Origin of the sequence: Pseudomonas sp. efr-133-TYG-23 (assembly GCF_030209215.1) — a bacterium.
Classification (GTDB): Bacteria; Pseudomonadota; Gammaproteobacteria; order Pseudomonadales; family Pseudomonadaceae; genus Aquipseudomonas; species Aquipseudomonas rhodesiae.
In genome coordinates this window covers 1-14,094 of the sequence record NZ_JARVSL010000013.1, presented here as the reverse complement: position 1 = coordinate 14,094, position 14,094 = coordinate 1, and the positions used below count along the sequence as shown (strand labels likewise).

The 14,094-nt window shown below is 60.1% G+C and carries 15 protein-coding genes; 11 read left to right on the top strand and 4 right to left on the bottom strand.

Annotated elements, in window-relative coordinates:
* Positions 1-81: 81 nt before the first annotated feature.
* Entirely contained in the window at positions 82-261 is a 180-nt protein-coding gene (locus QRN41_RS07815) for a hypothetical protein (protein WP_285421424.1), read from the top strand.
* A gap of 205 nt (positions 262-466) precedes the next feature.
* On the opposite strand, the gene QRN41_RS07810 is transcribed toward QRN41_RS07815, so the two are convergent.
* From QRN41_RS07810 to QRN41_RS07795, 4 genes are all read right to left on the bottom strand, one after another.
* A complete protein-coding gene (locus tag QRN41_RS07810; protein ID WP_034139106.1) occupies positions 467-688 on the bottom strand; it encodes a hypothetical protein in 222 nt (73 codons plus the stop codon).
* A gap of 229 nt (positions 689-917) precedes the next feature.
* Complete coding sequence (locus tag QRN41_RS07805) at positions 918-1,514, bottom strand: superoxide dismutase (protein ID WP_003212997.1); 597 nt, start codon at positions 1,512-1,514, stop codon at positions 918-920.
* A 178-nt stretch (positions 1,515-1,692) separates the two neighbouring features.
* Complete coding sequence (locus QRN41_RS07800) at positions 1,693-2,292, bottom strand: LysE/ArgO family amino acid transporter (protein WP_040269280.1); 600 nt, start codon at positions 2,290-2,292, stop codon at positions 1,693-1,695.
* 5 nt (positions 2,293-2,297) lie between these two features.
* Positions 2,298-2,699, bottom strand: coding sequence for an ACT domain-containing protein (locus tag QRN41_RS07795; protein ID WP_285421423.1), 402 nt, complete (start codon positions 2,697-2,699; stop codon positions 2,298-2,300).
* Between the two features lie 98 nt (positions 2,700-2,797).
* On the opposite strand from QRN41_RS07795, the gene QRN41_RS07790 reads away from it, so the two are divergent.
* The 10 genes from QRN41_RS07790 (at position 2,798) to QRN41_RS07745 (ending at position 13,839) form a co-directional block, all read left to right on the top strand.
* Entirely contained in the window at positions 2,798-3,691 is an 894-nt protein-coding gene (locus QRN41_RS07790; RefSeq protein ID WP_034100077.1) for a LysR family transcriptional regulator ArgP, read from the top strand.
* A 52-nt stretch (positions 3,692-3,743) separates the two neighbouring features.
* On the top strand, positions 3,744-4,742 hold the full coding sequence (locus QRN41_RS07785; RefSeq protein WP_094065418.1) for an NAD-dependent epimerase/dehydratase family protein: 999 nt from the start codon (positions 3,744-3,746) through the stop codon (positions 4,740-4,742).
* A 127-nt stretch (positions 4,743-4,869) separates the two neighbouring features.
* On the top strand, positions 4,870-5,697 hold the full coding sequence (locus QRN41_RS07780; protein ID WP_123478738.1) for an ATPase: 828 nt from the start codon (positions 4,870-4,872) through the stop codon (positions 5,695-5,697).
* 114 nt (positions 5,698-5,811) lie between these two features.
* Positions 5,812-7,071, top strand: coding sequence for a D-mannose isomerase (locus QRN41_RS07775; protein ID WP_285421422.1), 1,260 nt, complete (start codon positions 5,812-5,814; stop codon positions 7,069-7,071).
* 104 nt (positions 7,072-7,175) lie between these two features.
* The gene (locus QRN41_RS07770; RefSeq protein ID WP_034100070.1) at positions 7,176-8,462 is read left to right on the top strand and encodes an ABC transporter substrate-binding protein; all 1,287 of its coding nucleotides are present in this window, start codon (positions 7,176-7,178) and stop codon (positions 8,460-8,462) included.
* A gap of 92 nt (positions 8,463-8,554) precedes the next feature.
* On the top strand, positions 8,555-9,463 hold the full coding sequence (locus QRN41_RS07765) for a carbohydrate ABC transporter permease (protein WP_034100069.1): 909 nt from the start codon (positions 8,555-8,557) through the stop codon (positions 9,461-9,463).
* Positions 9,456-10,301 carry a carbohydrate ABC transporter permease gene (locus QRN41_RS07760; protein ID WP_034100067.1) on the top strand — a complete coding sequence of 282 codons (846 nt, stop codon included), beginning with the start codon at positions 9,456-9,458 and terminating at the stop codon, positions 10,299-10,301. The genes QRN41_RS07765 and QRN41_RS07760 overlap by 8 nt, the downstream gene beginning before the upstream one ends.
* A 2-nt stretch (positions 10,302-10,303) precedes the next feature.
* Entirely contained in the window at positions 10,304-11,464 is a 1,161-nt protein-coding gene (locus QRN41_RS07755; protein ID WP_123478740.1) for an ABC transporter ATP-binding protein, read from the top strand.
* Positions 11,465-11,549: 85 nt separating this feature from the next.
* Positions 11,550-12,896 (top strand): carbohydrate porin, encoded by a 1,347-nt coding sequence (locus QRN41_RS07750; protein WP_034139099.1) that lies wholly within the window; start codon positions 11,550-11,552, stop codon positions 12,894-12,896.
* Positions 12,897-12,993: 97 nt separating this feature from the next.
* On the top strand, positions 12,994-13,839 hold the full coding sequence (locus tag QRN41_RS07745; protein ID WP_034114960.1) for a D-hexose-6-phosphate mutarotase: 846 nt from the start codon (positions 12,994-12,996) through the stop codon (positions 13,837-13,839).
* The last annotated feature ends 255 nt before the right edge of the window (positions 13,840-14,094 follow it).

Here is a 14,094-nt window from a genome sequence, read left to right as displayed (position 1 = left end):
GTTGCGGAACCGGACGGTATCGATTCGCCACGTAGGGTGGGAAAGGAATACGCCTTTCATACAACGTTGGAGAATCAACTTATGGCAGTAGCAGCAGCATCACTAGCAGTAGCAGCAGCCCCGATATTGATTCCATTGGTTAAGCCGGTGATTGATACGGTCGCTAAGCCGATCATTGATCAGGCTGCCAGCACGATTGGGCGTGTCGGTGAAGAAGTACTATCTAATCTGGCCGGTAATCTGCCGGGGCTAAGATACTAACGCTGAAATCGTCCTTCGAGCGCGAAACAAAGTGGGCGGGGCAACCCGCCCGCAGCGTTGTTTGTTCGCCGTGTGTAATTTCCTTTTTGCCTATGGCGTTGCTGACCTCACCTCGGAAGGAGCGATGGGGGCAGGCGGATTGGCGTACGCCTGCCTCAACCCACGCTTTACCGACCACTGCGAGGGCGCAGGGGGGCGAGTCCGTTTACCAAGTGATAGTCAAAGTCTTTTTTTCAGGTTCTGGTGTGAGAGAAAACTCGATGGGCTTTGACGCGCTTTCTTCGTCGCCGGCAATCTTCTTTGCCGCCGCGTCAGCGAATGGTTGAAGCAAGGGTGCAATTGCCTTGACCAGTTCGCCCATCACCGGAAGTGCCTCTTTAAGCACATCGCCTATCAAAGGAAGAGCTACTTTTGCGTCAATAGTCATCGTGATTTCTCCGGCAGGATATCGGGATAAATTCCCTTCACTGACTGCGTGGCAAATCAGCACTGCACGGTTCCTGTCCTGATCGGGCAGGGGATTACGCCCTGTTTCCAGAATTTACCCTGGAAAAGCAAATGCCCCGACAAGTCGGGGCATTTGCTATAGGCCGGTGCTCTCGCGGCGTTGTTTACGTCGCCTGGGGCACCGAGCGCTTTATAACCGCAAGCGGTGCTCAGGCAGTAAAGGTCTTGCCTTCGAACTGCTCGGCAACGAACTTCCAGTTGACCAGGTTCCAGAACGCTTCCACATACTTTGGACGCACGTTGCGGTAGTCGATGTAGTAAGCGTGTTCCCACACGTCGCAGGTCAGCAGCGGGGTATCGCCGCTGGTCAGCGGGTTGCCGGCGCCGATGGTGCTGGCCAGGGCCAGGGAACCGTCAGCCTTCTTCACCAGCCAACCCCAACCAGAACCGAAGGTGCCGACGGAGGTTTTGGTGAACTCTTCCTTGAACTTGTCGAACGAACCGAACGCCGCGTTGATGGCTTCAGCCAGTGCGCCGGTAGGTTGGCCGCCGGCGTTTGGCGCCAGGCAGTTCCAGTAGAAGGTGTGGTTCCAGACCTGAGCGGCGTTGTTGAAGATGCCGCCCGAAGAGGATTTGACGATCTCTTCCAGGGTCTTGCCTTCGAACTCGGTGCCAGGCACCAGGTTGTTCAGGTTCACGACATAGGTGTTGTGGTGCTTGTCGTGGTGGTACTCCAAGGTTTCCTTGGAGATGTGCGGCTGCAGGGCATCGTGTGCGTAGGGCAGCGGCGGCAATTCGAAAGCCATGATGATTCTCCTAATCAGGTCAGTTGCGGTGAGCGCAAGGCCGATCACGGGCGGCCAAACATGCGCCGGGGAGTTTGTACTCTTTGCGGCGCAGGGGCAGGATCATAGCACCGGGGGTGTGGCAAAACCACGCAACAACTGTGTGGGATAGAGGTTCCAGAGCGTTTTGGAATATTGCTCACGCGCTGATCAATTGATAGGCCACGCTGAACATCATGATCGCCACCAGCAGGTCCAGCAGGCGCCAGGTCGATGGACGCGCCAGCCACGGGGCCAACCAGGCCGCGCCGAGTGCGAGAGTGGCGAACCACAGGAACGACGCGCTGGCGGCGCCGGCGACATAGGCGCCAGGCTCGGTTTGCTGAGCGCCCAACGAGCCGATCAGCAATACGGTATCCAGATACACATGGGGATTGAGCAATGTCACCGCCAGTGCGCTCAGCAGCACCGCGCGCAATGAGCGGACCTTGAGACTGCCGCCTTGCTCCAGGCTCTGCGTGGAAAACGCCCGGCGCAGCGCCAAAGTGCCGTACCACAACAAGAACGCGGCACCGCCCCAGCGCGCAATCGCCAGCAGCAGCGGGTTTTGCGCCAGCACTGTCGCCAGGCCGAACACACCGGCGGCCACCAGAATCGCATCGCAAACCACGCACAGTGCCGCCACGGGCAAGTGATGTTCACGGCGCAGGCTCTGCGCCAATACAAAGGCGTTTTGCGAGCCGATCGCCATGATCAGCCCCAGCGCGACCAACAGACCGTTCAGATAGCTTTGCCACATAAGGTTTACTCCGCGGTCGCCGCCAATTGGCGCAGTACAGCCATGGCACGCTCGGCATCGGCGCGGCCGACAAACAGGTGGTCGTGGTAATAACCGGCAATCACGTTGCAACTGATGCCGGCCTTGCCCAGGGCGCTGGCGAAAGCGGCGGTCAGGCCCACGGCTTCCAGGGCCGAATGCACGTTCAGGGTGATCCATGCGGCTACGTACTCGAACGCCAGGCCGGCCTGTTCTGCCTGCTGACGTTCGACGATGAGGGTCAGGCCCTCCTGCTCACGGAAACTGCCGATGACCTCGCAGGCTAGCGGGATACGGCCGTCGGGCAGGGTACAAAATACGTAGTCACCTTCATTGAGGTGTGGGCTCATGCTGCGCAGCAGCGTTGCCAGTGCGGTTTCGCCGGCCATAGGCGGGGTTCCTTATAAAGAGAAGCAATGCTGGCTATTCTCCCGACGCAAGCTGTATAAGAAAAACCAATATTGCTGATCGCTCATTAGAGAAACTGATGTTCGACTATAAATTGCTCTCCGCCCTGGCGGCGGTGGTGGAACAGGCTGGCTTCGAACGCGGTGCGCAGGTGCTGGGGGTGTCGCAGTCGGCGATTTCCCAGCGCATCAAACTGCTGGAAGCGCGTATCGGCCAACCGGTGCTGGTGCGGGCTACGCCGCCGGCGCCCACGGAGATCGGCCGTCGTCTGCTTAACCATGTGCAACAGGTGCGTTTGCTGGAACGTGACCTGCAGAGTCAGGTGCCGGCGCTGGACGAAGAGGGCATGCCCGAGCGCCTGCGTATCGCCTTGAATGCCGACAGCTTGGCCACTTGGTGGGCCGAGGCGGTCAGTGGGTTTTGCGCCGAGCAGCACTTGCTGCTGGATCTGGTGGTGGAAGACCAGGCGGTCAGCCTCAAGCGCATGCGCGCCGGTGAGGTAGCGGCCTGCATCTGCGCCAGCGAGCGTCCGGTGGCCGGCGCGCGCAGCCTGTTGCTGGGCGCCATGCGTTATCGCGCACTGGCCAGCCCTGCCTTTATTGCGCGGCACTTTCCCGGCGGCGTGCGTGCCGATCAGTTGGCCCGCACCCCGGCGCTGGTGTTTGGCCCGGATGATTTCCTGCAACACCGTTACCTGGCGTCGCTCGGTGTGGACGGCGGTTTCGAACACCATTTATGCCCCTCGTCCGAAGGCTTTATCCGCCTGACGGAAGCTGGGCTGGGCTGGGGCCTCGTCCCCGAATTACAGGTGCGCGACCAGTTGCAAAAAGGCGTGTTGGTGGAGTTATTGCCAGATAAGCCGATCGATGTGCCGTTGTACTGGCATCATTGGCGCAGTGGCGGGCAATTGCTGAACTTGTTGACCGACCATCTGGCCCACGCGTGCGGCCAATGGTTGGTGCCGTTGGACTGACGGCGTGCGTCAAGGCAACCGCGATGAAAAATGAAAGAACACGGGGTAATACATGAAGATTCTGGTCACCGGCGCAAGCGGCTTCATCGGCGGACGCTTTGCGCGTTTTGCCCTGGAGCAGGGCCTGGACGTGCGGGTCAACGGGCGACGCGCCGAAGGTGTAGAGCACCTGGTGCGGCGTGGCGCCGAGTTTATCCAAGGTGATCTGAATGACGCCGACCTGGTGCGCGACCTGTGCCGAGACGTGGAGGCCGTGGTGCACTGCGCCGGCGCCGTGGGGCTGTGGGGCAAGTATCAGGACTTCCATCAAGGCAATGTGCTGGTCACCGAAAACGTGGTCGAAGCCTGCCTCAAGGAGCGGGTCCGGCGTCTGGTGCATTTGTCCTCGCCGTCGATCTACTTTGACGGCCGCGACCACTTAGGCCTGACTGAAGAGCAAGTGCCCAAGCGCTTCAAGCATCCCTATGCCGCTACCAAATACCTGGCGGAACAAAAAGTGTTCGGCGCCCAGGAGTTCGGTCTTGAGGTGCTGGCGCTGCGCCCGCGCTTCGTGACGGGGGCTGGCGATATGAGCATCTTCCCGCGCTTGCTGAAAATGCAGCGCAAGAACCGCCTGGCGATCGTCGGCGACGGCCTGAACAAGGTCGACTTCACCAGCGTGCACAACCTCAATGAAGCGCTGCTCAGCAGTCTGCTCGCCACCGGCTCGGCACTGGGCAAGGCCTACAACATCAGTAATGGCGCGCCGGTGCCGGTGTGGGATGTGGTGAACTATGTGATGCGCCAAATGCAGTTGCCCCAGGTCACACGGTATCGTTCCTACGGTTTGTCCTACAGCGTGGCAGCGTTGAACGAGGCATTCTGCGCGATCTGGCCCGGTCGACCGGAGCCTGCCTTGTCGCGCCTGGGGATGCAGGTCATGAACAAAGATTTCACCCTCGACATCAGTCGGGCCAGGCATTATCTGGACTATGAGCCCAAGGTCAGCCTGTGGACCGCCCTCGACGAGTTCTGCGGCTGGTGGAAGGCTCAGGATCCGGGCACCCGGTAAGGTCACAAGCGGCAACACACCGGGAACCGAATGTGGGGTTCCCGGTCGATCAGTGCGGCGGGGCGGCGGTTTATACTGCCGCCGCTCGGCGTTCCAGCCAGCCATTTCAATGATTCAGGGTTGATCCATGCGTAACGATGCCAACGACGATTTCGACAACGTTCCCAGCCTGCGGGCCGACCTTGGGGACGACGATGATTTCGAACCCACCCCGGCCACCTCGGTGCGTTCGCGCACGACCCCGGTGGTCAAGGTCAAGAGCGCCAATACCGGGCCGTTGTGGGCCTTGATCGGCGCGCTGCTGATCGCCTTCGCCGGCCTGGCCTGGTGGAGCTTCCAGCAGATTTCCCTGATGGGCCAGCAATTGGTTGCCACCCAGGAGAGCTTTGCCCGCATCAGCGAAGAAGCGGCCGGGCGCTTGCAGGACATTTCCGGCAAGGTTGTGGCCAGTGAAGCCAATGTGAACAACGGCAGCGAAGCGTTGAAATTGCAGATCCAGCAGTTGGAAAAGCAATTGCTGGAGCAGGGCAAGCAGCAACTCGGCGTGGCCGGCCAGGCCACCGAGCTGGACAAGCGCCTGGCACAGATGACGGCCAGCACCACCGACTTGTCCAACGCCAATGCCAAGTTGCAAGGCCAGGTGCAAGCCCTCACCGACGCCGTAGCGACGCTCAAGGCCGCCCAGGGCGATACCGCCAAGCGCGACGCCGAGATCAAGGACCTGGTCGCCGACGTTGCCGCGCTGAAAAAGCAGGGTAACCCAAGCGCCGCCATTGCCCGCCTTGAGCAGGACCTGGTGGTGCTCAAGAGTGCGCAGGAGACTCAGCCACTCAACAGTGATGCGCCCACCAACAAGGAATTCGATGTGTTCCGCATCCAGACCACGCGCAATATCACTACCCTGCAAAGCCAGGTGCAGAACCTGCAGCGCCAGATCGCCACGCCGACGCAATAATCGCTTGAGGAAATGTCACCGTCTGGTGACATTTCCTATCCCCTTCGTTACATGCCCCTGCAAGGCCCTTGTTTAGACTCCGGTCATCCCACAAAAAACAATAAGGGCCGCCCCATGACCACCCAACCACTGCCCGCCAGCAGTTGGCTGAATGCACCTGCCCATCACGCTTGGCTCGCCGCCGAAGGCCAGCGCCTGCTGACATTCGCCAAAGCCTCGCGGCTGCCCGACGGCTTCGGCAACCTGGACGCCAGCGGTCGATTGCCCGCCGACGCTCACGCCGAAACCATGAACACCGCCCGCATGACCCACAGCTTCGCCATGGCCCATGCCATGGGCTTGCCCGGTTACGCCGAGCTGGTGGCTCATGGCGTTGCGGCCCTCAGCGGCCCGTTGCGGGACCCTGAACACGGCGGCTGGTTCGCCACGCCTCGTGCATTGGATGGCAACCGAGGTAAAGCCGCCTACCTGCACGCATTCGTGGCGCTGGCCGCCAGTTCTGCGGTGGTGGTCGGTGCGCCCGGCGCGCAGCAGTTGCTCACCGATGCTATCCATATCATCGACCAGTTTTTCTGGAGCGAAGAGGAGGGCGTGATGCTCGAATCCTTTGCCCAGGACTGGAGCGGGCTGGAGGCCTATCGCGGCGCCAACAGCAATATGCACGCTACCGAAGCCTTCCTCGCCCTGGCCGATGTCACCGGCGATACGCGCTGGCTGGACCGCGCGCTGCGGATCGTCGAGCGATTGATTCACGAGCATGCCGCCGGCAGCCAATTTATGGTGATCGAACATTTCGATACCCATTGGCAACCCCTGCTGGCCTACAACGAAGACAACCCCGCCGATGGTTTCCGCCCCTATGGGATCACCCCTGGCCATGGTTTCGAATGGGCGCGGCTGATGCTGCACCTTGAGGCCGCGCGCCTGCATGCCGGCTTGCCCACCCCCGCGTGGCTGCTGAGTGACGCCAAGGGCCTGTTCGCCAGTGCCAGCGAATACGCCTGGTCTGTGGACGGTGCGCCGGGAATTGTCTACACCCTGGACTGGAACCATCGCCCGGTGGTGCGCGAGCGCCTGCACTGGACCCACGCTGAAGCCAGCGCCGCCGCCCAGGCCCTGCTCAAGCGCACCGGCGAGTGGCACTACGAAACCTGGTATCGGCGAATCTGGGAATTCTGCGACAGCCACTTTATCGACCGCGTTAAGGGCAGTTGGCACCACGAGCTCAGCCCACATAACCAACCCAGCAGCAAGATTTGGGGCGGCAAGCCAGACCTGTACCATGCCTGGCAAGCGGTGGTGCTGCCTGCGCTGCCGCTGGCGCCCAGCATGACCAGCGCCTTGAACGCCGGAAGCTATGTCACCAAGTGGTGACGTTTGTGCATCCCTTTGTTACCTGCGCCCCAAAAATCCATGTTTAAACTCCGTGCAGCGCAAGCCTAAGACTTGCATGCATAACAACAAAAAAAGGTACTCAGATGAACGCGATTAATCGCCTCGCCGTTGCTATTTCCGTTGCCTCGTTGTTCCCCCTCAGTGCATTTGCCGCCGACTCCAAAGGTACGGTTGAAGTGGTGCATTGGTGGACCTCGGGTGGCGAAAAAGCGGCTGTGGATGTCCTGAAGGCCCAAGTTGAGAAAGACGGTTTCACCTGGAAAGACGGTGCCGTCGCCGGCGGTGGTGGCGCGACTGCCATGACCGTGCTCAAAAGCCGCGCCGTCGCCGGCAACCCACCGGGCGTAGCCCAGATCAAAGGCCCCGACATCCAGGAATGGGCGTCCACCGGCCTGCTCGATACCGACGTGCTCAAAGACGTCGCCAAAGAAGAAAAGTGGGATTCGCTGCTCGACAAAAAAGTCTCCGATACCGTGAAGTACGAAGGTGACTATGTCGCCGTACCGGTCAATATCCACCGTGTGAACTGGCTGTGGATCAACCCGCAAGTCTTCAAGAAAGCCGGCATCACCAAGAACCCGACCACCCTCGAAGAATTCTACGCAGCGGGCGACAAGCTCAAGGCCGCGGGTTTCATTCCGCTCGCCCACGGTGGCCAGCCTTGGCAGGACAGCACCGTGTTCGAAGCCGTAGTCCTGTCGGTGATGGGCGCCGATGGCTACAAGAAAGCCCTGGTCGACCTGGATAACGCCGCGCTGACCGGCCCGGAAATGGTCAAGGCCCTGACTGAGCTGAAGAAAGTCGCGACCTACATGGATGTCGACGGCAAAGGCCAGGACTGGAACCTGGAAGCCGGCAAAGTCATCAACGGCAAGGCCGGTATGCAGATCATGGGTGACTGGGCCAAGTCCGAGTGGACTGCCGCCAAGAAAGTCGCCGGCAAGGATTATGAGTGCGTAGCCTTCCCAGGTACCGACAAAGCCTTCACCTACAACATCGACTCCCTGGCGGTGTTCAAGCAGAAAGACAAAGGCACTGCGGCCGGTCAGCAGGACATTGCCAAAGTCGTGCTGGGTGAAAACTTCCAGAAAGTCTTCAGCATCAACAAGGGTTCGATCCCTGTTCGAACCGACATGCTCAATGAAATGGACAAGCTCGGCTTCGACTCCTGCGCCCAAACTGCAGCCAAGGACTTCCTGGCTGATGCCAAGACCGGCGGCCTGCAACCAAGCATGGCGCACAACATGGCCACCACCCTGGCTGTGCAAGGCGCGTTCTTCGATGTCGTGACCAACTACATCAACGACCCGAAAGCCGACCCGGCCGACACCGCCAAGAAACTCGGCGCTGCGATCAAGTCTGCCAAGTAGGAACTAGCTACAAGCTACAAGCTGCAAGCGGGGCGGTATGTCTTGACGCTTGTCGCTTGTAGCTGCCTTCAGTCTTATTATTGGATTTCCCCATGAGTTCTGTTGCTGTGTTCAGCAAGGCCTCGCCGTTCGATGCATTGCAGCGCTGGCTACCTAAACTGGTGCTGGCGCCTAGCATGTTCATTGTGTTGGTCGGCTTCTATGGCTACATCCTTTGGACGTTTGTGCTGTCGTTCACCACGTCCACGTTCCTGCCCAACTACAAGTGGGCCGGTCTTGCCCAGTACCAGCGTCTGTTCGACAACGACCGCTGGTGGGTGGCGAGCAAGAACCTGGCCGTGTTCGGTGGGATGTTCATCGGTATTACCCTGGTGATCGGCGTGCTGCTGGCTGTATTCCTCGACCAGCGTATCCGTCGTGAAGGCTTTATCCGCACCATTTACCTGTACCCGATGGCGCTCTCGATGATCGTCACCGGTACGGCCTGGAAATGGCTGCTCAACCCGGGCATGGGCCTGGACAAACTCCTGCGTGACTGGGGCTGGGAAGGCTTCCGTCTGGATTGGCTGATCGACCCGGACCGCGTGGTCTACTGCCTGGTCATCGCCGCCGTGTGGCAAGCCTCCGGTTTCATCATGGCGATGTTCCTCGCCGGCCTGCGCGGTGTTGATCAGTCGATCATCCGTGCCGCCCAGATCGACGGTGCGAGCATGCCGCGTATTTATTGGAGCGTGGTGCTGCCGAGCCTGCGCCCGGTGTTCTTCAGTGCGGTGATGATCCTGGCGCACATTGCGATCAAGAGCTTCGACCTGGTGGCGGCCATGACCGCCGGCGGCCCGGGCTACTCGTCCGATCTGCCCGCGATGTTCATGTACTCGTTCACGTTCAGCCGTGGCCAGATGGGCATGGGCTCGGCCAGTGCCATCCTGATGCTCGGTGCGATCCTGGCGATCATCGTGCCGTACCTGTACTCCGAGCTGAGGACCAAGCGTCATGACTAGTCTCGCTGCCAAACCTTCCATCAGCCTGAGTCGCATCGCGATCTATGCGGTGCTGATCCTGGCGGTGTTGCTGTACCTGGTACCGCTGGTGGTGATGTTGCTGACCAGTTTCAAAACCCCCGAAGACATCAGCACCGGCAACCTGCTGAGCTGGCCCACCGTGGTCAGCGGTATCGGCTGGGTCAAGGCCTGGGCCACCGTGGATGGTTACTTCTGGAACTCGATCAAGATCACCGTGCCTGCGGTGCTGATTTCCACCGCCATCGGCGCGTTGAACGGCTACGTGCTGTCGATGTGGCGCTTCCGTGGTTCGCAGTTGTTCTTCGGCCTGTTGCTGTTCGGCTGCTTCCTGCCGTTCCAGACCGTGCTGCTGCCGGCGTCGTTCACCCTGGGCAAGATGGGCCTGGCCAGCACCACTACCGGTTTGGTGTTCGTGCATGTGGTCTATGGCCTGGCGTTCACCACACTGTTCTTCCGTAACTACTACGTCAGCATTCCGGATGCACTGGTGAAGGCCGCACGCCTAGACGGTGCGGGGTTCTTCACTATTTTCCGTAGGATCATTCTGCCGATGTCGACGCCGATCATCATGGTCTGCCTGATCTGGCAGTTCACTCAGATCTGGAACGACTTCCTGTTCGGTGTGGTGTTCTCCAGCGGCGACTCCCAGCCCATTACCGTGGCGCTGAACAACCTGGTCAACACCAGCACCGGGGCCAAGGAATATAACGTGGATATGGCGGCGGCGATGATCGCCGGGCTGCCGACCCTGCTGGTCTATGTGATCGCAGGCAAGTATTTCGTGCGCGGCCTCACGGCTGGCGCGGTCAAGGGGTAATCATGGCTACGCTCGAACTTCGCAATGTAAACAAGACCTATGGCCCCGGCCTGCCCGACACCTTGAAGAACATCGAACTGTCGATCAAGGAAGGCGAGTTTCTGATCCTGGTCGGCCCATCGGGCTGCGGTAAATCCACACTGATGAACTGCATCGCGGGCCTGGAGACCATCACCGGTGGCGCGATCATGATCGGTGATCAGGACGTCAGCGGCATGAGCCCCAAGGATCGCGACATCGCCATGGTGTTCCAGTCCTACGCCCTGTACCCAACCATGAGCGTGCGCGAGAACATCGAGTTCGGCCTGAAAATCCGCAAGATGCCCCAGGCCGATATCGACGCCGAAGTGGCGCGCGTGGCCAAGCTGCTGCAGATCGAACATTTGCTCAACCGCAAGCCGGGCCAGCTTTCCGGCGGCCAGCAACAGCGCGTGGCCATGGGCCGTGCCCTGGCGCGTCGGCCGAAGATCTACCTGTTCGACGAACCGCTGTCCAACCTCGACGCCAAGCTGCGGGTCGAGATGCGCACCGAAATGAAACTGATGCACCAGCGCCTCAAGACCACCACGGTCTACGTGACCCACGACCAGATCGAAGCGATGACCCTGGGCGACAAAGTGGCGGTGATGAAGGACGGCATCATCCAGCAATTCGGCACGCCGAAGGAAATTTACAACGACCCGGCTAACCTGTTTGTGGCAAGCTTTATCGGTTCACCACCGATGAACTTCGTTCCTATGCGTCTAAAACGCAAAGACGGGAAGTTGGTAGCGCTGCTCGACAGCGGCCAGGCCCGTTGCGAATTGCCGCTGGGGATGAACGACGCCGGTCTGGAAGACCGCGATGTGATCCTGGGCCTGCGCCCGGAGCAAATCGTGCTGGCGGCGGGGGAGGGCAATGGCTCGTCGAGTATTCGCGCCGAAGTCCAGGTTACCGAGCCTACCGGCCCGGACACCCTGGTGTTCGTGCAGCTCAATGACACCAAAGTCTGCTGCCGCCTGGCACCGGATGTGGCACCGCAAGTGGGGGAGACCCTGACCCTGCAGTTCGACCCGGCCAAGGTGCTGCTGTTTGACGCCAACACCGGCGAGCGTTTGGGCACTGTCGCCGCGTTGCCTGCTCAGGTGCCTGCCGACAACGTGACCCAGTTCAAGGGCCGTTGATTGAGATAAGTTGTTGTTTTGGTTAAAAAATGTAACCCGCGTTAGATAAAAACAGTTTAATAACAATAAAGACGAGGATGTAGGGATGAAAAAGCAACACAACAACACTCGGCTGATCTGCCAACTGTCAGCAGCAGCAGCCCTGGTATTGTCCGCCAATGCGATGGCGGCCGATGCATTCAGCGCCGATTCCAAGTGGATGACCGGCGACTGGGGTGGCGAGCGTACCAAGCTGATCGAGCAAGGTATCGACATCAAGGCCGACTACGTCGGGGAAATGGGCTACAACGCCCACGGTGGTTACAACGACGACAAGACCGGTCGCTACTCCGACCAGTTCGGTCTGGGTGTGGCGCTGGACCTGCAAAAACTGTGGGGCTGGGATAACACCCAGGCCAAGATCCAGTTGACCAATCGTAACGGCCAGAACATCTCCAACGACCGTATCGGCGACCCGCGTGCCGGCACGCTGAGTTCGTCCCAAGAAGTGTATGGCCGTGGCCACATGGTGCGTCTGACCCAGTTCTGGATCCAGCACCAGATGTTCGACAACAAGTTGGACGTGAAACTGGGCTACTTCGGTGAAGGCGAAGACTTCAACACCTTCCCATGCGACTTCCAGAACCTGTCGTTCTGCGGCTCCCAGGTCGGTAACTACGTCAACACCTGGTACAACTGGCCAGTCAGCCAGGCGGCTATCCGCGTCAAGTACAACATCACCCCTGAGCTGTATGCCCAGATCGGTGCCTACAACCAGAACCCGTCGCAGCTTGAACACGGCAATGGCTTCAAACTCAGCGGCAGTGGTACCAAAGGTACTGTGATCCCGGTGGAATTGGTCTGGTCGCCGAAAGTGAATAACCTGCCGGGCGAATACCGCGTGGGTTACTACAAGAGCGCCGCCGATGCTCCGGATGTTCGCGAAGACGTCAACGGTGGCGATGCGGTCCTCAGTGGCGCTGACTTCCGTACCCGCAGCAGCAAAAAAGGCTACTGGTTCGTTGCGCAGCAGCAACTCACTACCCATAACGGCGACGCGTCGCGCGGCCTGAACATCGCAGCCAACGCCACGTTCCACGACAAGGAAACCAACCTGGTCGACAACTATCAGTCGCTCATGCTGGTGTACAAAGGCCCATTCGATGCGCGTCCAAAAGACGACGTCGGTATTGGCGCCGCGCGCCTGCATGTCAACAATGACGTCAAGCGCAACTCGGAACTGCTCAATGCCGCTAACGGCGTCAGCGACTATGACAACCCGCTGTACACGCCGATTCGTGAAACCGAATACAACTTCGAACTCAACTACGGCTTCCACGTTACCAACTGGCTGACCGTACGTCCCAACCTGCAATACGTCGTGCAGCCTGGCGGCGTGGACAAAGTCGACAACGCGCTGGTAGCGGGTCTGAAAATTCAGTCTACGTTCTAACGCTGTTGCGATAAGCTCCTTCTCTCTGTGCGCATTTGCGGATAGCCATGGCTATCCGCTTTTTTTTGCGCAGCACTGTGATACAGGACCGTGGCACATGCATGAGCATCCGCTGCAACGCTTTTTCAAATCCCTGCGCGAACGTCCAGTGTTCGCCTGGGAACGCTTTCAGATGCGCGACGTGTTGGTGATCGATCATCCGCTGTGCCAGGCGGTATTCAGTCGCCAGGGCGCGCAACTGTTGCATTTTCAGCCGCGTGGTCAGAAGCCCTGGCTGTGGTGCGCGGCCAAGTGGCCGCAGGTCGGTGCCATTCGTGGTGGCGTGCCGGTGTGCTGGCCATGGTATGGCCGTCACCCAAGCGAAAACGCCTGGCCGTCCCATGGCTGGGCGCGCCTGATCGACTGGAAACTGCTCGATAGCTCCAGCGATGACGAAGGCGTGAACCTGCACTGGCAATTGCAACTGTGCGACTGGCAGGTGGACCTGCACGCGCACCTGGGGGCTACCTTGGAATTGCGCCTGAGCACCGAGCATCAGGACGAACTGCCGTGCCAGTTGAGCCATGCGTTGCACGCTTACTGGCGTATTGGTCACGTTGATGAGGTAGCGCTGTCTGGGCTCGAAGGCGCGCAAGGTTACGATCAGCTCAACCGCCAGATGTGCCAGCAGGAGGGCGAGTTGCGCGTAGAGGGCGGATGCCAGCGGGTGTTCCAGCACGAAGGCGAACTGCACCTCAAGGACCATGCCTGGCAGCGCGAACTGTGCATAGACACGGGCGAGAGTGCCGACACTGTGGTGTGGCATCCGGGCAGCCGACCGCTGTTGGGCGTGAGTTTTAACGAGGCGTCGGGGTTTGTGTGTGTGGAGTCGGCGATGGCCGGGGCCAGTTTGGCGCCGGGGGAGCGGGCGCACCTGAGTTTGCAGGCTCGGGCTGGAGTTTAGCGTTGTTGCTGATGGCCTCATCGCGGGCAAGCCCGCTCCCACATTTGGAAAGCATTGCCCTGTGGGAGCGGGCGCACCTGAGTTTGCAGGCTCGGGCTGGAGTCTAGCGTTGTTGCTTATGGCCTCATCGCGGGCAAGCCCGCTCCCACATTTGCAACGCATTCCCCTGTGGGAGCGGGCGCACCTGAATTTGCAGGCTAGGGCTGGAGTCTAGCGTTGTTGCTTATGGCCTCATCGCGGGCAAGCCCGCTCCCA